The following is a 19,284-nucleotide window of genomic DNA, read 5'->3' as shown; positions in this document are numbered from 1 at the left end:
TGGGCAGCCAGGTTCCATGCGGCCTCGACCGGAGGACCTTTCGATGAGACCCAGCCCAGCAGCCCTGAAGACGTCCTTGAAGATCGCGGCGTGCCTCGCCGTCGCCGCCGCCGGACTGACGGCGGCGAACACGGCGAGCACGGCGGTGGCGGCGCCGTCCGGGGCGGCGCCGTCCGGGGCGGCGCCGCCGTGCGCGGACGGCACGCTCGTCCAGACCGACCGGGGCCCGGTCTGCGGTCTCGACGGCGACGGGATCAGGAACTGGCTCGGCGTCCCCTACGCCGCCGCGCCGGTCGGGAACCTGCGCTGGGAGGCTCCCGCCGAGCACGCGGCCTGGACGGCGCCGCTCCAGGCCACCGAGCAGGGCAGCGCCTGCCCGCAGCCGTCCGACTTCCGGCCCGGCTCGACCGACGAGGACTGCCTGAAGCTGGACGTCCGGGTGCCGGAGAACGCCGGGAACGGTCCGCTGCCCGTCATGGTGCAACTGCACGGCGGCGGGTTCCGGTTCGGCGTCCCGGACGACGGCACCCGCCTCGCCAAGGCGGGCAAGGTCATCCAGGTCGAGGTGCGCTACCGACTCGGCATCATGGGCTTCCTGTCCCACAGGTCGCTCGGCGTGAACGCCGGTGACTACGGGATCGAGGACCAGCAGGCCGCCCTGCGATGGGTGAAGCGCAACATCGCCAAGTTCGGTGGCGACCCCGGCAACGTCACCATCTTCGGGCCGTCCGCCGGAGGGTCGAGCGTATGCGCCAACATGGCGTCGCCCACCGCGCGTGGCCTGTTCCAGAAGGGCATCATCGAGAGCGGCGAGTACAACTCGCCGCGCGGCGTCCACGCCGCCTGGCAGGCGCAGGACTGCGCGACCAAGCTGCCCACGCAGGAACAGGCGCAGCAGGCCGGGGCGCGCTTCGCGGCGGCCGTGGGCTGCGGTGACGCCGCCGACGCCGCCGCCTGCCTGCGCGCCGTGCCGGTGAAGACACTGCTGGAGACGGCGGGCGACGGTCTCGGCCCGAACAGCGGCACCATGGCGCCCATCGTGGACGGCAAGACCCTGACCATGTCTCCGGGCAAGGCGTTCGCCACCGGAAACTTCAACAAGGTGCCCGTCATCCACGGCGTGGCCAGGGACGAGACGCAGATCCGTCCCGCCGACACACCCGCGCAGTATGACGCGCTACTCCAGAGCCAGTACGGCGACCTCGCGCCCAAGGTGCTTAAGCGTTACCCGCTGTCGGAGTACCCGGAGCCCGCCGCGTACATCGCGTCCCGCACCGTCATCGCCGACTCCGCGTCCGTCTGCCCGGCGCTGCTCAACGACCGGCGGCTGTCCGAGCACGTCCCCGTGTACGCCTACCGGTTCGACGACACCAACCCGCCGCCGCTGCCCTTCATCGACGCGACGAAGCCCGTCGGGGCCTTCCATGTCGGTGAGTGGAGCTATCTGTACGCCGGTACCTTCCCGGGGCAGCCCGACCTCGACCCCAACCAGAAACCGTTGCAGGCCCAGCTCACCGACCAGTGGAGCGCGTTCGCCCGCACCGGCGACCCCAACGTGAACGGCACCCCGCGCTGGACCCGGTTCACGACGAAGAAGCAGGCCCAGCTGTCGGTGCTGCCCGCCGGGACCAGCCGCATGACCCGCGAGGTCTCCGGCCCGTTCCACTGCGCGTTCTGGAACCGGCTCCAGCCGTTCGGTAGCTGACCACGTCCGCGTCAGCCCAGCACGAACGGGATCCGCGCGGCCACGTCGCCCAGCGCCGCCCTCTCGGCTTCGGTCGGAGGGCGGCGCCCCGTCCCGACCAGCAGGGCGTCCCGGTCGGAGAACGACACGGGGAACGACGCGTCCGCGATCCGCTCCAGCCCCGCGCGGGCCGCCGCGAGGATCTCGGCCTCCGGCCCGTTCCGGGGGGTGTGGGGGGTCGCTCCCCCACAAGAGAACGGCCCGGCGGCCGACGGCAGGTGCGCGACCAGGTCGAGATGGTGCAGCGTCCACTCCATGACGTACGCGGTCAGGTAGTCCCCGGCGGTCAGCACCTTGTCCTGGGTGCTGACGCGGGCGCCCGGATCGGCGAGTTCGGCGGCCCGGCCGGCGGCGGACCCGACGTCGTCGAGATGGAACTTCAGCAACTCCGGCGCGCCGTAGGCGGCGGCCAGCCGGGGGATCAAGGCGTCGAGCGGGTCGTCACCGGTCGGGGGGTCGACGAGCTCCCAGTAGGTGGTCGCGTCCGCGGTCGGTTCGGCGTCGGCGGGCGTGACCAGGGTGATCAGGACGTCCTGGGCGTCGATGACCAGGTGGCACACCAGGTCGCGGACGAGCCACCCCGTACAGCCGGACGGTCGCTCCATGTCGGCGTCGGCGAGGTCGGCGACGGCCGCCAGCAGATCCGTCCAGGAACGCGAGAAGAGATCAACATCAGCCACCCCGGCACCCTAGCCGCCGCGCCTAGTCGTAGGACGCCAGGACTCGGGCGTGGGTGCTCAGCACGTGCGCGAGCAGCGCCGGGGCCCGCGTGCCGCCCGCCGCGTCGGGGAGGGTCTCGGGGGTGAGCGTCCAGTCCGTGCCGACCCACGAGTCGGCGATGGTGCCCTCACTGGACGGCAGGTTGTTGCAGGACTGCCGGACCCGCTCGGCCCGCACCGACTCGGCCGCCGGGGTGTCGGTCTCCACCAGCAGCACCGGGACGCCGACGAGCGGCCCGTCCTCCACCAGCCGCAGGATCTCGTGCGCGTCCTCGCCTTCGAGCGCGGACCCGGCGTCCAGCAGCACCACCAGCCGGACCGGGGGGCCGTCCGCGGCGCCGGGCGGCAGCTCGCCGTCGGGCCCGCCGACACGGCGCAGGTCGACGATGTCGAGCAGGCTACGCAGCCGCTCGGCCGCCGCCGGACCGGTCGCGATCCCACCGCCGAGCAGCAGGGCGCTCGTGACCGGGTCGAACTCCTGGAGCCAGCCCGCGCCGGACAGCCCCGCCGCGTCGATCACCTCAAGGCCCACCAGCCCGGGTGGGACGGAGGCGAGGAACCGGGTCACCAGCGACCAGGCGTAGGCGGCCGCGTCGCCGGGCATCGCGCCCTGCGAGATCCACACGCCGCGTCGCCACGGCAGCCGGAGCACGAGCGGGACCCGCAGGTCGGGCAGCTCGACGGTGGACAGCACGCCCGCCAGCACCCCTTCAGCCGGGTCGATGCCCGGCTGCCAGGTCAGCCAGGACGGCGCGTCGAACGGCGCGACCTCCGCCGTGACCTGCGGCTCCACTCGGGCCAGCTCGTCGCGCAGCTGGGCGGCGTCGGACCGCAACCGCTGGTCGGCCGCCGCCATCAGCTGCTCGAACCGGCCGCGCGGCGCCCGTCCGGCGATCTCCTCGTTGCGCAGGGTCAGCGCGTGCTCGGTGGACGCGCGGAACGAGGCCAGCGAACGGCTCGCGTCCTCCCAGACCAGCCAGCACCGTTCGAGGTACTCGACCTCGCCGCCGGACGGCCCCTGCGGCGGCGGAGGCGTCGCGGGCCGCGCTGCCTGGACGGGCTGCGTGGGCTGGCCCTGCTGGACGGGCTGGACGGGCTGGGCGGGCGCCGCCACCGGAGGCGTCTCCGGCTCGGCCGCGTCGCCCGGGTCGTCCACCTGGACGCCGTGCGCCTCGACGAGTTCGGCCAGCCCGCCGGTGTAGCCCTGCCCCACGGCGCGCACCTTCCACCGGTCGTCCCGGCGGTAGATCTCCAGCCCGACGATCGCCTTCTCCGGGCCGAGCCCGTCGACGGTGAAGACCGCCGCCGGGTCGCCGCCGTCCACGGTGAGCCGCAGTCGCGGCGGCGGCGCCGTCCCGAACGTCGCCGCCCCGGTCAGGCTGACCGCGATCAGCACGGCGTGCGCGTCGGCGGGGACCGCGTCGAGGTCGAGCTCGACGCGCTGGCCGCCCGCACCGTCCGCCCAGCGGACGCCCGGCACCTGTGGCGCGTTGAAGAACACCAGGTCGGCGTCGGAGCGCACCCGCAGGTCGGGACCGACGAGCAGGGCGCTGACGTCCACGGGGACGCCGCAGGACACGGTGGCGGTCACCCGGCGGGCGGGCAGCGGCGCGTTGGCGCCACGGGACAGTTCGGCCATCGGCGGTCAGGCGTGGTTGGCGATCACCGGCAGCATGTCCTCGAACGTGCGGCCGTGGCACGGCTCGCCGATCGCGTTCATCTTCCAGCCGTCGCCGTGCCGGTAGATCCGGGACATCACCATCGCGGTGTGGGCGCCGCCGCCGGTCAGCGTGTACCGGGCCAGCTCACCGCCGTCCGTCTCGTTGACCAGGCGGCAGAACGCGTTCTCCACCTCGTTGAACGACTGCCCGTTGAAGGAGCTGACCGTGAACACCAGCGAGGTGACGTGCACCGGCAGGCGGCTCAGGTCGACCATCACGGACTCGTCGTCGCCGTCGCCCGCCCCGGTCAGGTTGTCGCCGGTGTGCCGGACGGAGCCGTCGTCGCTGACGAGCTTGCCGAAGAACACCACGTCGGCGAGGTTCCCGTCGGCGAACAGCACGCAGGAGGCGTCCAGGTCGATGTCCCGTTCGCGGGAACCGAAGAAGCCCTTCTTCTTCACCGCGTCCCAGCCGAGGCCCATCCGGACCATGCTCAGCGCACCGCCGGGCTTCTCCAGCGAGATCCGCTGGCCCTTCACCATCGAGACGGTCACAACCGTCGCCTCCTCGCGTTCCCCTTCGCCGCGCCGCTCCGCTCCGCGAAGCGCGCCGCCTCCGACACCCGGCCGCCCGCAGGGCTTCCGGAGTGGCAGCAAGCCTCGCAGCCGACCGGGCCAGTTGTCATCTCCTACGGCCCATCGGCGGCTGTCAACGGTGGCCGAGGGCTCGGCACTCCCGCCGGGTGGAAGGTGAGGTCGGGGACGAACGAAACCGGCTCACCGACTGGGCGCTCGCGGCGTTGCGCTCAGCCGGTGAGCCGGGGCTCAGTCGGACGTCAGCCGAAGTCGACGTCGATGCACTGGTAGAAGGCGTTGCCCGTGTCCGCGATGTCCCAGACGCCGAGCACGACCTGCCGGCCGGTCCGCTGCGGGAGCGTGCCGCTGTGGACGTCGCCGTCGGACGGCTGGCGCCCGCCGTAGCTCTTGTTGATGAACGGCGTCAGGTCCAGGCTGGCCCGGCTGATCGGGCTCTTGCTGTCCCAGCCTTCCTTGGTGATGAAGTAGCGGAACGACGTGGTGGAGTGCGCGGCGGTGAAGTGCCACTTGACGCTGAACTCCGAACCGGACGTCACCTTGGTCGCGGGCCAGCCGGTGCCGCCGCGCTGGTCGTCCAGCGGGGACCACCGTCCGTCGGCCCCGGCGCAGATCGTGCCGTCGCGCGGCCCGCTGTTCGGGAAGCCCTTCGGTCCTTCGACGCCGTCCGGGTCCCACTGGACCTCGCCGCAGTTGGTGACCTTGTGGGTGCCGCACAGGTAGCTGCGGCTCGGGGGCGAGGTGGTGTACCCGTGCGCCCACGCGGGCACGACGAGGGCCAGCGGCAGTCCTGCGGTGACGGCCGCGGCCAGGGCGATGCTGGTCTTCCTTGGCATCCTGCTTCTCCTTGGCGGGAGGTACGACGTACCTGGAGAGGGGGTGAGCCGGCCCCGGCAACCAACTCAAAGGAAACTTTCCTTTCAGTAAAGGTGAACCCTGGGCGCCCGCCCCGTCAAGCCCGCGACCGCCGCCGACCGCGTTTCTGGCAGGCATTGCACAGCCCACATCGAACGGTCCAGGACGCCGCGCCCATGCTGATCACGCAACGTGACCGGGGGCGTTCCTGTGCTAGCCTGGCCACCGCGAAGCGTTGAAGCAATGGGTGTCTTTTTTGTTGGCGTGGAGGCTGGCGGTGCGTTCAGGAAGAATCCTCCGGTTCGACGAAGTCCGTGGTTACGGATTCATCGTTCCCGACGGTGGTGGCGAGGACGTCTTCGTCCACGCCAACGAGCTTCTCGACGACAAGGCGGCGTTCTCACCGGGAACGGCCGTCGAGTTCGAGGTGACCGAGGGCGACCGCGGTCTCAAGGCGTTCGCCGTGCGCGCGGTGAGCGCGCCGTCCAACGGGTCGTCGGCCGTGACCGACCGCGCCCCGGCGGGCGACTCCCCCGACGACATGCTGTGCGACGTCCTGTCGCGCGCCCAGTTCAGCCGGGAGATCGTCGACGTGCTGCTGGCCGAGGTGCCCGACCTCACCGGCGGCCAGATCGTCAAGGTGCGCCGTAGCATCGTCGAGGTCGCCCACAAGCACGGCTGGATCGACGACTGACCCCGCGCTGACCTCGGCGGGCGCCGTCCGCCGGTCGGGTGCTGCCGATCAGGTGCCGCACGTCTCGCACTGCGGGCCCGGACAGCCGACCGTCGCCGTGTGCGCGGTGCGGGCGCCCACTGCCGCCATGCCCGCGCCCGGAATCGTGACGGCCTCGCGCACCCGGACGTGCCCGCCGTCGGCGACATCCGCGCCGGTCTCCGCTACCTCCGCCTCCACGGGCGCCGGGCCGTCCGGCTCCTCGGCGGAGGGTTCCGGGACGGCGCCGTCGCGCGGGTCGCGCAGATTCCGCAAAATCCACGCCGACTCCTCCAGGCACTCGACCGCGCGCCGGGGCTGCCGGTCGCCCAGGTAGGCGGCGGCGAGCCCGGTCAGGCTGCGGGCCTGGCCGCGCGGATCGCCGAGCCCGCGCTGCACCAGCAGGGCCTCGCGGTGATGGCCGACGGCCTCCTTGTAGCGCCGCGCGTCGGTGCAGGCCAGGCCGAGGCCGCTCAGCATGAGGGCGACGCCGAGCCACTCCCCCATCCGGCGCGCCGCCGTCAGCCCGGTCTGGAACACGCCGATCCAGTCGTCCAGGCTCCGACCGAAGCGGAAGAAGGGCAACAACAGTGCGGGGAGCCGCCAGACCACCGGGTGATGGCCCTGACCGGAAGCGGCCTTGATCACCGCGGGCAGGTTGTCGGCCTCGGCCTCCAGCCACGCCAGCGCCTGCCCGCGCGAGCCGAAGACGGGCCCGGTCCCCGGGCCTTCGGGCGGTTCGATCGGGACCCGGCCGCCGTGCGGGTTCAGCACATCGTCGACGGAGTGGGCGGCGCGCAGGTACCAGGTGAACAGGCGCCCGGCCGCCGCGTCGCGCCGGTCGGCCGTCTCCTCCTTGTGGGCCTTCTTCCTGGCGTACATGCGCAGCAGCTGGTGGATCCGGTAGCGGCCGGGGGACGCCTGCTGGAGCAGGTTCTCGTCCAACAGGTCCTCGAGCAGCGACTCGGCCCGCTGGCCGGGCAGATCGGTCAGCGCGGCGGCGGACGACGGCGTGAAGTCGGCCCCCGGATGCAGGCCGAGCAGCCGGAACATGCGCTTCTGGTCGTCGGCCAGCGCCCGGTAGGACAGCTCGAACGACGCGCTGATCGACCGGTTGCGGAACTCCAGCTCGCCGGGCAGCCGGTCGTCGTCCTGGAGCCGGGCGTCGAACTCGCCGGGCGTCCACGCCGGACGGGTCTGCAACCGCCGGGCCGCCATCGTCACGGCCATCGGCAGGTGCCCGCACCGGTCCGCGATCCGCGCGGCGGCGGCACGGTCGGCGGTGACCCGTTCGTGGCCCGCGATGCGGCCCAGCAGGTCGCGTGACTCGCGGGGCGCGAAGCCGTTCAGCCGGAGCCGGTGGACGCCGTCCAGCCCCGCCAGGCTGCGCCTGCTGGTGATGACGACCAGGCTCGTCGGGTCGCCCGGCAGCAGCGGCTCCACCTGGATCTCGTCGGTGGCGTTGTCGAGGATCACCAGGGCCCGCTCGCCGTGCAGCCGGTCGCGGTACAGGGCGGCCCTGGCGTCCACTCCCGGCGGGATCAGCGCGGGCGGGACGTTGAGCTGGCGCAGGAACGTGCCGAGCACCTCGGCGGGATCGGCGGGCGGCAAATCGGGGTCCATGGCGTGCAGGTCGGCCCACAGCTGGACGGCGCCGAACCGGCCCCGCGCGCTGATCTGGTGCCCGGCGCGGACGGCGAGGCGCGTCTTGCCGACCCCGGCCATGCCCTCGATGGCGATCACCGTCAGCGCCGTGTCGCCGTGCCCGCCCGCGTCGTCGGCGATCCGGTTCAGGGTGCGCAGCTCGTCCTCGCGTCCGGTGAACTCCACGATGTCCATCGGGAGTTGCCGCACCGCCGCCGGGACCTGCGCCGGGACCGGGGCGCTCCGCTCGGTCGCGGCGTCCAGCGCCGGGTCACCGCTGATGATCTGCCGTTCCAGGGCCCGCAGCCGGGGCCCGGGGTCGATGCCCAGATCCTCCGCGAGATGGCGGCGGACCTGCGCGAAGGCGTCGAGCGCGTCGGCGGACCTGCCCATCCGGTACAGGACGAGCATGAGCCGCTCCCACAGCCGCTCGCGCAGCGGGTGCCGTGCCACGAGGCGCCGCAGGTCGGGGACGAGCGCGTCGGAGCGTCCGAGCGACAGGCACGCGTCGGTGTACTGCTCCATCAGCAGGAGGCGGCGCTCCTCCAGCCGCTCCACGTCGGCGAGCAGCGGCGCGCCCAGCGACATGGCCTCAAGTGGCCGTCCCCGGCAGCAGCGCAGCGCGTCGGCGAAGTCCTGCGCGGCCTGCTCGGCGCGCCCGTCGAGGAACGCGCGCTCGCCCCGGGCGAACAGCTCCTCGAACCGTGAAAGGTCCAGCTCACCGGGTTCGACGCGGAGCAGGTAGCCGGGCGACCGGGTGATCAGCCGGTCGTCGGGTTCGCCCGCGTTGCGCAGGGCCCGGCGCAGCGCCGCGATATAGCCGCGGATGTTGGCCCTGGCCGAGGGCGGCGAGGTCCACCACACCGCCTCCACCAGGCGATCAATGGGGACGACCTGGTTGGACGCCAGCAGGAGCGCGGCGAGCACCGTCTGCTGCTGCGGCCCGCCGACGCCGACGGGACGACCGCCGGCGACGATCTGCAGCGGTCCAAGGATGCGGAATTCCATCTGATCCCCTAACCGGCCCTGTCAGAGCGATCACATGCGCACCCGCCCTCGGGTTCCGGTCCCACCGTCGAGGAAGACATCGGCCCTATGCGCCAAATATACGGCACCTATGCGTGTTTCAGGGCAACCTAGATGACACAGATGATCAACCGGGGCTCGCATTGGTCACATCATGACGACGACATGTCGTTGCCAGGGCCTCGGCGAGACGGGCCACCACGGGGAACGGGGGCGGGGGCTTGAACGGGCGACGGGAGACGACCGTCCGCACGCGGCCGGATCCGGCCGGAAGCCATAGCTGTTCGAGCCTGCCGTCGGCGCGGCCGAACCGCCGCGCACCGGCCCCATGGCCTGTCCCGGGCCGATTACCGCCCCTCGCTCCGACTCCCCCCGGCTAGCCACCGTTCGGCCGGATCACCCCGCGCTCAGCCTCCGTAGCCCAACGGCAGAGGCATACTCCTTAAAAGAGTAGAAGTGTCGGTTCAAATCCGACCGGAGGCACAGAAATGCGCGGCGCGCTCCGCGGTGGCGGATATTCTTCGGCGACGAATGATCATATCACCCTCGTTGGAACGGTCTAAGGTGAAATTCATTCGGGTCAGGTCGCCGAGTGACGGCGGACAGGCGACCGCCCGGCCCGGCGCGGCCCAGTGCTCCCCCCGCACACCGCCCCCGAGGCCCCGTCACTGAGAAGAACGAGTCGACCCCGCGGCGGATACGTCCTCCGCACCCCTGTCTTCGACGGCGCGGCTGAGTCGCCCCGCGCGGCCTCACGCGGTCCCGCCATTTTGGACACCGTTTCGGTGGTCAACTCGTTGAATGTTGAAGGGCTTTCTCGGCGCCCGATAACGCGGTCCGGCATCCACTGGCCTCCTGCGGTCAAGATCGTCCTTTATTCTTGACGTATGTTCTGGTGTCGGTTTGCATCGGAGACGTCGCTCGTCCCGTGCCCGTTGGATCCACTGCGACGTCGGTATTGCGCGCCAGTGGCATGAAGAGTGATTTTTCAATGAGTTCTGAAACCGCGCCGAGGTCCGTCCCGAAAGCGGTCCGGGTGTTGGTCGTCAGCGACAATCCGGTGTCCCGCATCGGGTTTCGGTCGCTGCTCGGCACGGCCGCGTCGGTCGATGTGGTGGGCAGCGGGACGGTCGAGCGCGCCGTGGCGGGTCTGCGCGTCCACGAGCCCGACGTGGTGCTGCTGGAGGGCTCGCCCCCCGCCGACAGCGCGATCGCCCGGCTGGCGCGGTCCGGCGCCCGGGTGGTCGTCGTGACGGCCGAGCTCGACCCGCTCGTCCTCGTCAAGATCGTGGCGGCGGGCGCCCACGGATGCCTGGTGTACGGGCACTTCGAGCCCAGGGCCCTCGCCGACGTGCTGGTCGCGGCCGGACGCGGGGAGTCGTCGCTGTCGCGTCCCGCCGTGACCGCGCTCGTGCGGTGGGTGCACGACGGCGGCGCCCCACGGCCCGACCCGGGGCTGACCGCGCGGGAGGCCGAGATCCTGGAGCTGATCGCCGCCGGGCTCACCAACCGGGAGATCGCCCGGCGGCTGGTCATCACGGAGAAGACGGTGAAGAACCACGCCCACCAGATCTACAAACGGCTGGGCGCCACCGGCCGGGAACACGCCGCCGAGCGCTGGATCGAATTGAATTCGTCTGCCGACGCCGCCGCCGACCCGTCGTAGGACCGGTCCGCCGCACCGGTCAATGGTTTTTCGGACGCGGCCCGGGAGTCCCAGGACCGTGCCCATCCCAAGATGGGCCCACCGCGACCTTTACCCGCTCGCGGCGCTGGCGCATGATCTGGTGGGCCCACGTTTCAAGGGCCATTAATTCTTTTCTGTCACCGTTGTGAACGATGTGGAAATTCGGTCGCCGTTGACAGCTGTCACCGGGAACTCACGCGGCGCTCCCCTTGCTGAAAGGCGTGGTACACGATGAACAGCTTGGTCGCCGTGACGGGAGCCGACGGCTTCATCGGCTCCCACCTCGTCGAGACGCTCGTGGACCGTGGCCATCGCGTGCGCGCCATGGTCCGGTACGACCCGTGCGAATCGTGGGGCTGGCTGGACGCGCTCGCGTCCGACGTGCTGGAGCGGGTGGAGGTGGTGCCGGGAGATGTGCGCGACCCCGCGTCGGTGCGGGACGCGCTCAGGGACGCCGAGTCGGCCTACCACCTGGCGGCGCTGACGGCGCCGTCCTACTCCCGGCTGGCCCCGCGCTCGTACGCCGAGACGAATCTCCTCGGCACCTTGAACGTGCTGGAGGCCGTCCGCGACCTGCGGACGCCCCGGCTGGTGCACGCCTCCAGCGGCGAGGTGTACGGCGCGGCGCGGCGGGTGCCGATCGACGAGGCGCATCCGTTGCAGGCGCGCTCCCCGTTCGCCGCGACGAAGATCGCGGCGGACAAGCTGGTGGAGAGCTACCACGCCTCGTTCGGGGTCCCGGCGGTGACGCTGCGACCGTTCGGCGTGTTCGGCCCCCGGCAGTCCGCCCGCGCGTTCATCCCGACCGTGATCAGCCAGATCGCGGCCGACACCGGCGCCGTGGAGATCGGCGCGCCGGAACCGGCCCTGGACCTGGCCTTCGTCCGGGACGTCGCGGAGGCGTTCGCGATCGTCGGGTCCGCGCCGCCCGGCGACGTCGTCGGCCAGGTCTACAACTGCGGCACCGGGCAGGTGGTCTCGCGGGGGAAGCTGGCCCGGGTGATCGCCGAGCTGATGGGCGCCGATCCCGAGGTCCGCTGCGAGACGGCCCGGGGGCGGCCGCGGGCGGCGGAGTCCGTCCGGTTCGTCTGCGACAGCGGCCTGCTCCGCCGCGACACCGGCTGGCGGCACCAGCACACCCTCGAAGAGGGGCTCAAGGACACGATCGAGTGGTTCCTCGATCCGGCGAACCTGGCGCGCTACCGGCCGTCCACCTACACGATCTAGGCACGGGGAGATGAACATGCTCAGGACTACCGGCGAGGTGACGGGCCGGGTCGCGTCGGTGGCCGTCCCCGCGTACTTCGATCCGGCGGCCGTGGACTGGTCGAGCATCGCCGACCCCCGCCTCGGCGTCGTCGTGCTGAACGCCGACAGCGGCGCGGGCACCGTCCGGGACCGCGAGTTCGCCGCCGTCGCGCACCGCACGGCCGACGCGGGCGTGCGGATCGCCGGGTACATCGACAGCGCCTTCGGCACCCGCCCGGCCCGCGAGGTCGAGGACGAGGTGACCCGCTACCGCAAGTGGTACGGGATCAGGACGGTGTTCCTCGACGAGGTGTCGTCCGTCCCGAGGCACGTGCTGCGGTACCAGCGCGTCGTCGCGGGCGTGCGGCGGCGGGGCGCGGAGTACGTCGTGTTCAACCACGGCACGTATCCCGACGCCGCGTACGCGCGGCTCGCCGACCTGCTCGTCACGTTCGAGGGGCCGTGGTCGGCGTACCAGCACGTCCGCGCGCCCGCGTGGGCGATGCAGATGCCCGCCGAACGGTTCTGCCATCTGGTCTACGCGGCGCCGCAGGCCGTCCTGGCGCGGGCGCTGGCTCGAGCCGGACGGCGCAACGCGGGCTCCGTCTACGTGACGGACCGGGCGGGCGTGAACCCGTGGTGCGGGCTCCCCGGCTACTTCTCCCGGGAGATGTCCCTCGTCTACGCGAACCGCTAGGCGGCGGTAACGGGTCAGGTCTGGGCGCGGTGCGGTTTCGGCCTGGCCCGTTCGATCTCGGGGAGTGTCCGCAGGACGCTGCGCAAGTGGGCGCGGGCGGCCTGCTCGGCGGCGTCGGCGTTGCGGGCGCGGATCGCCTCGATGATCGCCAGATGCTCGGACAGCGACTGGCGCGGGCGGCCCGGATGCATGGCGAGCCGGAACTGGTGCCGGACGTTCTGCGCCCGCAGCCGCTCCAGCGCCTGCGCGGCGGTGCGCTGGCCGCTGATCTCCTGGACGCGGCGGTGCAGCCGCTGGTTCAGCTCCGAGTAGCCGAACACGTCACCGGTCTCGACGGCCGCGCGCATGGCGGCGCCGATCGCGGCCAGCTCGGCGTCGCCGTCGCCGTCGATCCGCTGCGCGGCCTTGGCGGCGCACAGCCCCTCGATCACCATGCGCAGCTCGCAGATCTCGATCGCCTCGGCCAGCGACACGGCCCGCACCCGCGCGCCGCGGTTCTGCACGCGCTCGATCAGGCCCTCGTTGGCGAGCGCGAACAGCGCGGCCCGGACGCTGGCCCTGCTGGCCGAGAACTGCTCGGACAGGTCGGCCTCCACCAGCCGCTGGTTCGGGACGAACTCCCCGCCGAGGATCGCGTCCCTGATCCCGGTGACGACCGGATCCACCGGTTTGCCCTTCGGCACGGCGCACTCCCGCTGATCGGCAAGCGAAATTGTCAACAATTTTGTTACAGTTCGAGTGTAGCGCCCCGCCCGGTGGACGCCGCCGTTTCGAGGAGGCTCGATGCCCGACCCCGTCCGCCCAACGACCATCGCTGTGCTGGGCCTCGGCGAGGCGGGCGGCGAGATCGCCGGTGACCTCGCCGCCGCCGGGGCCGTGGTGCGCGGCTACGATCCCGCCGTCCCGGCGCCGGACGGCATCGTCCAGGCCGGGAGCGAGGCCGACGCGGCGGACGGCGCCGACCTGGTCCTCAGCGTCAACAGCGCGCACGACGCGACCGACGCCCTGCGAGCCGGGGTCGCCGGAGCCCGTCCGGGCGTGGTGTGGGCCGACCTGAACACCGCGGCCCCGGAGTTGAAGCGGCGGCTGGACGGCATCGCCCGCGAGCACGGCGTCCGGTTCGCCGATGTGGCGATCATGGCGCCGGTCCCGGGCCGGGGGCTGCGCACGCCGATGCTGGCCAGCGGGGACGGCGCCGCCGAGGCCGCGGACATCCTGACTCCTCTCGGCGCCACGGTCGAGATCCTGCCGGACGGCCCCGGCGCGGCGGCGGGCCGGAAGCTGCTGCGCAGCGTGTTCTTCAAGGGCCTCGCGGCGGCGGTCGTCGAGTCGCTGGAGGCCGCGCGCTCGGCGGGCTGCGAGGGCTGGCTGCGCGACGACATCACCGCCGAGCTGACCCGGGCGAGCGCCGACACCGTGGAACGCCTCGTCACCGGGACGCACCGGCACGCCGTCCGCCGCGCCGCCGAGATGTCGGCCGCCGCGACGATGCTGACCGAACTGGGCGTCCCGCCGCTCGTCGCGGGCGCCAGCCGCGACCTGCTGGAGCGGCTGTCGGTGGAGCGGTCCGCGTGACGGGCCGCGCCGCACCTGCCGACCCGGTCGAGGACGAGGTGCTCGCCGCCGCGTTAGACGGCGACGGACGGGCGTTCGGCCTGCTGGTGGAACCGCATCTGCGGGCGCTCCACGTGCACTGTTACCGGATGCTCGGCTCCTTCGACGACGCCGACGAGGCGCTCCAAGACGTCCTGCTCCGCTCCTGGAAGTCCCTCGGCACCTTCCAGGGACGCGCGCCGCTGCGGCACTGGCTGGTCCGGATCGCCACCAACACGTGCCTGAAGATGATCGAGCGCAAGGGGCGGCTGCCCGTCACGACGGGCGAGATCGAGTACCTCCAGCCCTACCCGGACCGCCTGCTCGACGATCTCGACGACGATCCCGCGACGGTCGTGGAGGGCCGGGAGAGCGTCGCGCTGGCGTTCATCGTCGCCCTGCAACGCCTGCCCGCCACCCAGCGCGCCGCCCTGATCCTCAAGGACGCGCTCGGCTGGACCGGCGCCGAGGTCGCCGACCTGCTCGACAGCAGCGTCCCGGCGGTCAACAGCATGTTGCAACGGGCGCGCGGCACGCTCGGCGCCGCCACCGGTCCGCGCCGCCCGCTCGACGGACGCGACGACGAGGTGCTCGGCCGGTTCACCGAGGCCTGGCGGCGCCACGACTTCACCGCACTCGCCGCCGTCCTGCACGAGGACGCCGTCCTGCGGATGCCGCCGGAGGACCTCGTGCTCCACGGCCGCGAACGGGTCGCCGAGTTCCTGGCGGGCCTTCACCGCGAGAGCCCCGGAGAGTTCACGCTCATGGCGACGCGCGCCAACGGGCATCCCGCGCTGGCCGCGTACACGGCCGACGGGCGGACGGGCGCGCTCCACGCCTACGGGCTGCTCGTCTGCACCATCTCCGGGGATCACCTGGAAACGGCCACCGGTTTCGGCGTCCCCGCCCTCTTCGCCCACTTCGGGCTACCCGCGTCCGGTTCGTGAGCCGAGCGCCATGGTGGGGTCGACGCCCCACCACGGCGCCCGCGCGTCAGGCCTGCCGTCCGAGGAGGGCCAGCAGGCGCGTGAACGCCGGGGCGTCCGGGCCCACGGGCAGGCCGGGCCCGAAGAATCCGGCGGTGCGGCGCTTCTCGATGGGCCCCTCCTTGGCGAACACCGCGACGGCGTCCACCACGTCGCCGTCGGCGTCGTAGGGGGTGCTGGCGCCGCGCGCGACGTCCCAACCGTGCACGAGCGACTCCAGGAGGCAGACCCGGGTCAGGAAGACCCCGGGCACCTCCCCGATCACGAACGGGACCTCACGGTCCAGGGCGCCGAACGCCGACACGGCGTCCAGACAGCTGTCGGCCGCCGCGCCGAACGCCTTGGCCGGATGGGCGCCGTCCAGGTCCCGCTCGGTTTCGCGGTCCGTCTCGGCCACGGCGATGGCCTCCGCGTCCTCGCGCGTGTACGCCTCGATGATCGCCAGGCTGCCGACCAGGTGGTTGCCGACCTGCCGGACCGTCCAGCCGCCGCAGGGGGAGCTCGCGTCCCACCGGTCGTCGGGGACGGCGGCCAGCAGCGCGTTGGTGGTGTCGAACGCGCGCTCCACCAGCTCGACGGCGTTCGCCGTCACGGTGCTCTGCTCGGATGACATGGATCCTCCGATGGTTTCGGGCCGCGGAGAGCGGCCGTCCACTCATACAGATCCCGAGACCCTCGACGATCCATCGGTCGAATCCACCGCGCCCGGACGCCGGTAGACGAGCGGCACCGCCACGGTCCCCTCATCGGCGGACTCGGCGGCGGTACGGATCAGGTGGTGGTCGGGCGACAGCGAGCAGGCCGGGTCGGTGCGGGCGGCGTCGCCGGTCAGCGCGTGCGCCTGGCAGCGGCAGCCGCCGAAGTCGATCTCTCGGCGCGGGCACTCCCGGCATGGCCCGGTCATCCAGTCCGTGCCCCGGTAGGCGTTGAACGCCGGGGACTCCGCCCAGATCCAGGCGAGCGACCGTTCCCGGACGTTCGGCGGCGCGAGGTCCGGCACGGCGTAGGCCGCCGGGCACGGCAGCGCGGTCCCGTCGGGACCGACCGTGACGGACCGCGCGCCCCACCCGCCCATGCACGGTTTCGGGACGCCCTCGTAGTAGTCCGGCATGACCCAGACGAGTTCGGGCCGGTCGCCGTGGCCGTCGCGCCAGGCGGCGACCGTGGCCTTGGCGCGGTCGAGCTGGTCCCTGGTGGGGAGCAGCGCGGCGCGGTTGCGGAGCGCCCAGCCGTAGAACTGGGTGTTGGCCAGCTCGATCCGGTCGGCGCCCCAGTTCGCCCCGACCTCGATGATCTCCTGGAGGTTGTCGAGGTTGCGGCGGTGCAGGACGACGTTCAACCCGAACGGCACGCCCGCGTCCCGGATCACCTTGGCCGCGCGTTCCTTGTCGTCGTAGGACACGCGTCCGGCGATGAGGTCGGAGCCGGGGCGGCGCGCGTCCTGGAGGGAGAGCTGGACGCTGTTCAGCCCGGCGTCCAGCAGCTCACCGAGCCGCTCGGCGGAGAGCCCGACACCGCTGGTCACGAGCTGCGTGTAGACCCCGGCGCGGTGCGCGGCGGCCACGATCTCCGCGAGGTCGGGACGCAGCAGCGGCTCGCCGCCGGACACGTGCGCCTGGACGACGCCCAGCTCGGCGGCCTCACCGAACACCCGCGCCCAGTCGGCGGCGCTCAGCTCCGCGCTCTTGCGGACGAGTTCCAGCGGGTTCGAGCAGTACGGGCAGTGCAACGGGCAGGCGTGGGTGACCTCGGCGAGCAGCGCCCACGGCGCGGGAATCATCGCAACCAGCCCTCCGCGCGGATCCGCTCCAGGAACGCGGGCACCTCGTCGGCGAGCGGCGCGTCCGGGAACGCCTGCGTCAGCTCCGCGACGATCTCGGCGACGGTGCGGCTGCCGTCGCACAGGCGGAGAATCCGTCCGCCCGAGCCGCTGAGCTGCACCGCCCGCTCGGGCATCAACAGCAGATCGGTTTCGCGGACGCTGTCGTACCGCAGCACGACGGACCTGTCGAGCGCGGGACGCCACGCCGTGTCGGTCGAGATCGAATGTTCACCCGACATCGGACGCCTCCCGCCCGGTCGCGTGGTCGACCGCGTCCAGCAGCGACCACAGCACGTCGCACTTGAAGGTGAACGCGGCCAGCACCAGGTCGCGCTCCTCGGGCGTCCGCGCCCACTCGTGGACGAGCCGCAGCGCCTCCTGCGAGTCGCGGCGCCCCTGGCCCACGCGCACCTGGAAGTAGCGCAGGCCGTCACGGTCCACCCACGGGTAGTGCCGCTCCCACGCCGCGATCCGCGTCGCCATCAGGTCGGGCGCGAACAGCTCGGTCAGCGACGACGCGACCGCCTCCAGGACGGTGGCGTTGCGGCAGAAGTTCACGTAGCCGTCCACCGCGAGCCGCACACCCGGCAGCACGCCGGTGCCGGACAGCAGCAGCGAGCGGTCGAGACCGACCGCCTCGCCGAGCCGCAGCCACCGCTCGATGCCGCCGTCGGTGCCGTCGCCGTCCGGGGAGCCGTCGTGGTCGTGGACGCGGCGGACCCACGAGCGCCGCAGCTCCGAAGTACCGAGCCTGGCCAGGATCAGCGCGTCCTTGACCGGGATGTGCCGCTGGTAGTGGAACCGGTTGAGCACCCAGCGGCGCAACTCCTCCTTGCTCAGCTCGCCCTCGTGCATGCGCAGGTTGAACGGGTGGCGATGGTGGTACCGCTCCTCGCCCAGGGCCCGGAGGCGGCGCTCCAGCCCGGCCGCGCCCGCCGCCGCGCCCGCCGCTCCGTCCGTGCTCGTCACCGTGCTCACAGTTCGATCAGCGCTCCGTCCTTCGCGACCTCGATCCCCGCCGCGGCCAGCGTCCGGTGCCCGGGGTGGTCCGGGTCGACGAGGGGGTTGGTGTTGTTCAGGTGCGTGTAGAGGCGCCGCGCGGCGGGCAGCGCGGCCAGCCGGTCGGCGGTGCCGTTCGGTCCCGTGATCGGCAGATGGCCCATCAGCGTGGACGTGCGCTCGGTGAACCCGGAACGGCGCGGTTCCTCATCGTCCCAGAACGTGCCGTCGAGGAAGACGCAGTCGGCGTCGTGGAGGGCGCGGTCCAGGTCGTCCGGCCAGTCCGCGAGCGCCGGGGCGTACACGACGACCTTGCCGTCCCGCCTGTCCCGGATGCGCAAGGCGACCACCCAGGCGTCGTCACCGGGAAGGTCGAGATCGACCGCGTAGCGGGGCCGTTTGCCCGACACCCGGATTCCCTGGACTTCCAGCGCCCCGCCGTCGAGCGCCGTGGGTTGGTCCTGTGGCAGAACCGTCCAGGAAAGACCGGAGTAGGGGGCGAGCACCCGGTCGAGACGCAGCCCTTCCGACAGCGCCGCGCGGACCGTGCCGGTCGCGACGATCTCCAGACCGGACGCCTCCCGGAGCCGCGGGATGCCGAGCGTGTGATCCAGTTCGGCGTCGGTGAGAATCACCCCGGCGAGCGGAGTGGCGCGCGTTTCACTGTGGGGGGACGACCCCCCACGCCCCCCGGAACCCCGCGGGGACCCCGGGTGCAGGGCGGTGCACTCCTCGATCTGCTCACCGATGTCGGGCGTCGCGTTGACCACGTACCAGCGACCCCGCCCGGCCTCCACCGCGATGGAGGCGTGCCGCCTCCGAAGGGAGGGGGCGTTGCGGGCGGCGGCGCACCCTGCGCAGGCACAGTTCCATTGAGGCACGCCGCCGCCCGCCGCGGTGCCGAGTATCAGCAACCGCATCGCGGACGGGTCAGCCCTCAGATGTGAAGTAGGCCGTGACCTCCAAGGAGGTCTCCACGATCTGGTAGTCGGGCGTGACCCATCGGTCCGCTCGGTCGTCGGTCCGGTCCGCGTTTGGCTTGTGGACGGCCATCTCGGTGCTCCTTCCTGTCGGTTGGCCCCGGAGACCGCCATCGGCTAAGGAAAGCGCTTTCCAGGCCCGTTCTCTTCGACCGTACGTCCCCCCGGGAAGCGCTTCCAGGGCCATTCGTGCCAGGGACCATGAACTCCGTGCCAGATTCCGGGGACGCGCGGAGTTCACCGGAACATGCCGCGTACTGGACATGGATCCACTATCACGGGAAAGGTCGGAGGAAGCCCGATCGTGAGGACGGGGGT

General features: G+C 72.4%; 19 protein-coding genes and 1 tRNA gene. 8 read left to right on the top strand and 12 right to left on the bottom strand.

Features of this window, described 5'->3' with window-relative positions:
* The first annotated feature begins 43 nt into the window (after nucleotides 1–43).
* On the top strand, nucleotides 44–1,705 hold the full coding sequence (locus ABD808_RS14860) for a carboxylesterase/lipase family protein (protein ID WP_344896220.1): 1,662 nt from the start codon (nucleotides 44–46) through the stop codon (nucleotides 1,703–1,705).
* Nucleotides 1,706–1,716: 11 nt separating this feature from the next.
* On the opposite strand, the gene ABD808_RS14855 is transcribed toward ABD808_RS14860, so the two are convergent.
* From ABD808_RS14855 to ABD808_RS14840, 4 genes are all read right to left on the bottom strand, one after another.
* Nucleotides 1,717–2,424 (bottom strand): maleylpyruvate isomerase N-terminal domain-containing protein, encoded by a 708-nt coding sequence (locus tag ABD808_RS14855; RefSeq protein WP_344896217.1) that lies wholly within the window; start codon nucleotides 2,422–2,424, stop codon nucleotides 1,717–1,719.
* 22 nt (nucleotides 2,425–2,446) lie between these two features.
* Nucleotides 2,447–4,102 carry a TerD family protein gene (locus ABD808_RS14850; RefSeq protein WP_344896214.1) on the bottom strand — a complete coding sequence of 552 codons (1,656 nt, stop codon included), beginning with the start codon at nucleotides 4,100–4,102 and terminating at the stop codon, nucleotides 2,447–2,449.
* 6 nt (nucleotides 4,103–4,108) lie between these two features.
* Nucleotides 4,109–4,678 carry a TerD family protein gene (locus tag ABD808_RS14845; protein ID WP_344896211.1) on the bottom strand — a complete coding sequence of 190 codons (570 nt, stop codon included), beginning with the start codon at nucleotides 4,676–4,678 and terminating at the stop codon, nucleotides 4,109–4,111.
* A 281-nt stretch (nucleotides 4,679–4,959) separates the two neighbouring features.
* Nucleotides 4,960–5,553, bottom strand: a complete 594-nt coding sequence (locus tag ABD808_RS14840) for a lytic polysaccharide monooxygenase auxiliary activity family 9 protein (protein WP_344896208.1) — start codon at nucleotides 5,551–5,553, stop codon at nucleotides 4,960–4,962.
* A gap of 296 nt (nucleotides 5,554–5,849) precedes the next feature.
* Between ABD808_RS14840 and ABD808_RS14835 the strand changes: the two genes are divergently transcribed.
* The gene (locus tag ABD808_RS14835) at nucleotides 5,850–6,266 is read left to right on the top strand and encodes a cold-shock protein (RefSeq protein WP_344896205.1); all 417 of its coding nucleotides are present in this window, start codon (nucleotides 5,850–5,852) and stop codon (nucleotides 6,264–6,266) included.
* 48 nt (nucleotides 6,267–6,314) lie between these two features.
* On the opposite strand, the gene ABD808_RS14830 is transcribed toward ABD808_RS14835, so the two are convergent.
* Nucleotides 6,315–8,936 (bottom strand): AfsR/SARP family transcriptional regulator, encoded by a 2,622-nt coding sequence (locus ABD808_RS14830; protein ID WP_344896202.1) that lies wholly within the window; start codon nucleotides 8,934–8,936, stop codon nucleotides 6,315–6,317.
* A 428-nt stretch (nucleotides 8,937–9,364) separates the two neighbouring features.
* Between ABD808_RS14830 and ABD808_RS14825 the strand changes: the two genes are divergently transcribed.
* The 4 genes from ABD808_RS14825 (at nucleotide 9,365) to ABD808_RS14810 (ending at nucleotide 12,586) form a co-directional block, all read left to right on the top strand.
* Nucleotides 9,365–9,437 (top strand) — tRNA-Leu (locus tag ABD808_RS14825).
* 508 nt (nucleotides 9,438–9,945) lie between these two features.
* On the top strand, nucleotides 9,946–10,620 hold the full coding sequence (locus tag ABD808_RS14820; protein WP_344896199.1) for a LuxR C-terminal-related transcriptional regulator: 675 nt from the start codon (nucleotides 9,946–9,948) through the stop codon (nucleotides 10,618–10,620).
* Between the two features lie 252 nt (nucleotides 10,621–10,872).
* Nucleotides 10,873–11,868, top strand: coding sequence for a GDP-mannose 4,6-dehydratase (locus tag ABD808_RS14815; protein ID WP_344896196.1), 996 nt, complete (start codon nucleotides 10,873–10,875; stop codon nucleotides 11,866–11,868).
* Nucleotides 11,869–11,884: 16 nt separating this feature from the next.
* Entirely contained in the window at nucleotides 11,885–12,586 is a 702-nt protein-coding gene (locus ABD808_RS14810; protein ID WP_344896193.1) for a spherulation-specific family 4 protein, read from the top strand.
* Nucleotides 12,587–12,600: 14 nt separating this feature from the next.
* On the opposite strand, the gene ABD808_RS14805 is transcribed toward ABD808_RS14810, so the two are convergent.
* Nucleotides 12,601–13,269, bottom strand: a complete 669-nt coding sequence (locus tag ABD808_RS14805; protein WP_344896190.1) for a GntR family transcriptional regulator — start codon at nucleotides 13,267–13,269, stop codon at nucleotides 12,601–12,603.
* 100 nt (nucleotides 13,270–13,369) lie between these two features.
* Here ABD808_RS14805 and ABD808_RS14800 point away from each other — a divergent pair, with 100 nt between their 5' ends.
* Nucleotides 13,370–14,161 carry an NAD(P)-dependent oxidoreductase gene (locus ABD808_RS14800; protein ID WP_344896187.1) on the top strand — a complete coding sequence of 264 codons (792 nt, stop codon included), beginning with the start codon at nucleotides 13,370–13,372 and terminating at the stop codon, nucleotides 14,159–14,161.
* On the top strand, nucleotides 14,158–15,126 hold the full coding sequence (locus ABD808_RS14795) for an RNA polymerase subunit sigma-70 (RefSeq protein WP_344896184.1): 969 nt from the start codon (nucleotides 14,158–14,160) through the stop codon (nucleotides 15,124–15,126). Before ABD808_RS14800 ends, ABD808_RS14795 begins: the two co-directional genes overlap by 4 nt.
* 46 nt (nucleotides 15,127–15,172) lie before the next feature.
* Here the strand turns inward: ABD808_RS14795 and ABD808_RS14790 are convergent, their stop codons facing one another.
* Genes ABD808_RS14790 through pqqA form a run of 6 tightly spaced genes read right to left on the bottom strand, consistent with a single transcriptional unit; the run spans nucleotide 15,173 to nucleotide 19,039 of the window.
* Nucleotides 15,173–15,778 (bottom strand): TIGR03086 family metal-binding protein, encoded by a 606-nt coding sequence (locus ABD808_RS14790; protein ID WP_344896181.1) that lies wholly within the window; start codon nucleotides 15,776–15,778, stop codon nucleotides 15,173–15,175.
* 42 nt (nucleotides 15,779–15,820) lie between these two features.
* A complete protein-coding gene (gene pqqE / locus ABD808_RS14785) occupies nucleotides 15,821–16,945 on the bottom strand; it encodes a pyrroloquinoline quinone biosynthesis protein PqqE (RefSeq protein ID WP_344896178.1) in 1,125 nt (374 codons plus the stop codon).
* Nucleotides 16,942–17,226 (bottom strand): pyrroloquinoline quinone biosynthesis peptide chaperone PqqD, encoded by a 285-nt coding sequence (gene pqqD / locus ABD808_RS14780; protein WP_344896175.1) that lies wholly within the window; start codon nucleotides 17,224–17,226, stop codon nucleotides 16,942–16,944. Before pqqD ends, pqqE begins: the two co-directional genes overlap by 4 nt.
* Entirely contained in the window at nucleotides 17,216–17,956 is a 741-nt protein-coding gene (gene pqqC / locus ABD808_RS14775) for a pyrroloquinoline-quinone synthase PqqC (RefSeq protein ID WP_344896172.1), read from the bottom strand. The genes pqqD and pqqC overlap by 11 nt, the downstream gene beginning before the upstream one ends.
* A 5-nt stretch (nucleotides 17,957–17,961) precedes the next feature.
* Nucleotides 17,962–18,906 (bottom strand): pyrroloquinoline quinone biosynthesis protein PqqB, encoded by a 945-nt coding sequence (pqqB, locus tag ABD808_RS14770; protein WP_344896169.1) that lies wholly within the window; start codon nucleotides 18,904–18,906, stop codon nucleotides 17,962–17,964.
* 10 nt (nucleotides 18,907–18,916) lie between these two features.
* On the bottom strand, nucleotides 18,917–19,039 hold the full coding sequence (pqqA, locus tag ABD808_RS14765; RefSeq protein WP_344896166.1) for a pyrroloquinoline quinone precursor peptide PqqA: 123 nt from the start codon (nucleotides 19,037–19,039) through the stop codon (nucleotides 18,917–18,919).
* Between the last annotated feature and the right edge of the window lie 245 nt (nucleotides 19,040–19,284).

The sequence above is a fragment of the Actinomadura meridiana genome (assembly GCF_039537545.1).
Classification (GTDB): Bacteria; Actinomycetota; Actinomycetes; order Streptosporangiales; family Streptosporangiaceae; genus Spirillospora; species Spirillospora meridiana.
The sequence above is the reverse complement of the archived record's forward strand: the minus strand, read 5'-3'. Positions and strand labels throughout refer to the sequence as shown.

What these genes read in the sequence shown, in the direction of transcription:
- pqqB (WP_344896169.1), bottom strand. Translation starts at nt 18,906, where the DNA reads ATGCGGTTGCTGATACTCGGCACCGCGGCGGGCGGCGGCGTGCCTCAA.
- ABD808_RS14790 (WP_344896181.1), bottom strand. Translation starts at nt 15,778, where the DNA reads ATGTCATCCGAGCAGAGCACCGTGACGGCGAACGCCGTCGAGCTGGTG.
- ABD808_RS14860 (WP_344896220.1), top strand. Translation starts at nt 44, where the DNA reads ATGAGACCCAGCCCAGCAGCCCTGAAGACGTCCTTGAAGATCGCGGCG.
- ABD808_RS14830 (WP_344896202.1), bottom strand. Translation starts at nt 8,936, where the DNA reads ATGGAATTCCGCATCCTTGGACCGCTGCAGATCGTCGCCGGCGGTCGT.
- pqqD (WP_344896175.1), bottom strand. Translation starts at nt 17,226, where the DNA reads ATGTCGGGTGAACATTCGATCTCGACCGACACGGCGTGGCGTCCCGCG.
- pqqE (WP_344896178.1), bottom strand. Translation starts at nt 16,945, where the DNA reads ATGATTCCCGCGCCGTGGGCGCTGCTCGCCGAGGTCACCCACGCCTGC.
- ABD808_RS14800 (WP_344896187.1), top strand. Translation starts at nt 13,370, where the DNA reads ATGCCCGACCCCGTCCGCCCAACGACCATCGCTGTGCTGGGCCTCGGC.
- ABD808_RS14850 (WP_344896214.1), bottom strand. Translation starts at nt 4,102, where the DNA reads ATGGCCGAACTGTCCCGTGGCGCCAACGCGCCGCTGCCCGCCCGCCGG.
- pqqA (WP_344896166.1), bottom strand. Translation starts at nt 19,039, where the DNA reads ATGGCCGTCCACAAGCCAAACGCGGACCGGACCGACGACCGAGCGGAC.
- ABD808_RS14810 (WP_344896193.1), top strand. Translation starts at nt 11,885, where the DNA reads ATGCTCAGGACTACCGGCGAGGTGACGGGCCGGGTCGCGTCGGTGGCC.
- ABD808_RS14815 (WP_344896196.1), top strand. Translation starts at nt 10,873, where the DNA reads ATGAACAGCTTGGTCGCCGTGACGGGAGCCGACGGCTTCATCGGCTCC.
- ABD808_RS14820 (WP_344896199.1), top strand. Translation starts at nt 9,946, where the DNA reads ATGAGTTCTGAAACCGCGCCGAGGTCCGTCCCGAAAGCGGTCCGGGTG.
- ABD808_RS14840 (WP_344896208.1), bottom strand. Translation starts at nt 5,553, where the DNA reads ATGCCAAGGAAGACCAGCATCGCCCTGGCCGCGGCCGTCACCGCAGGA.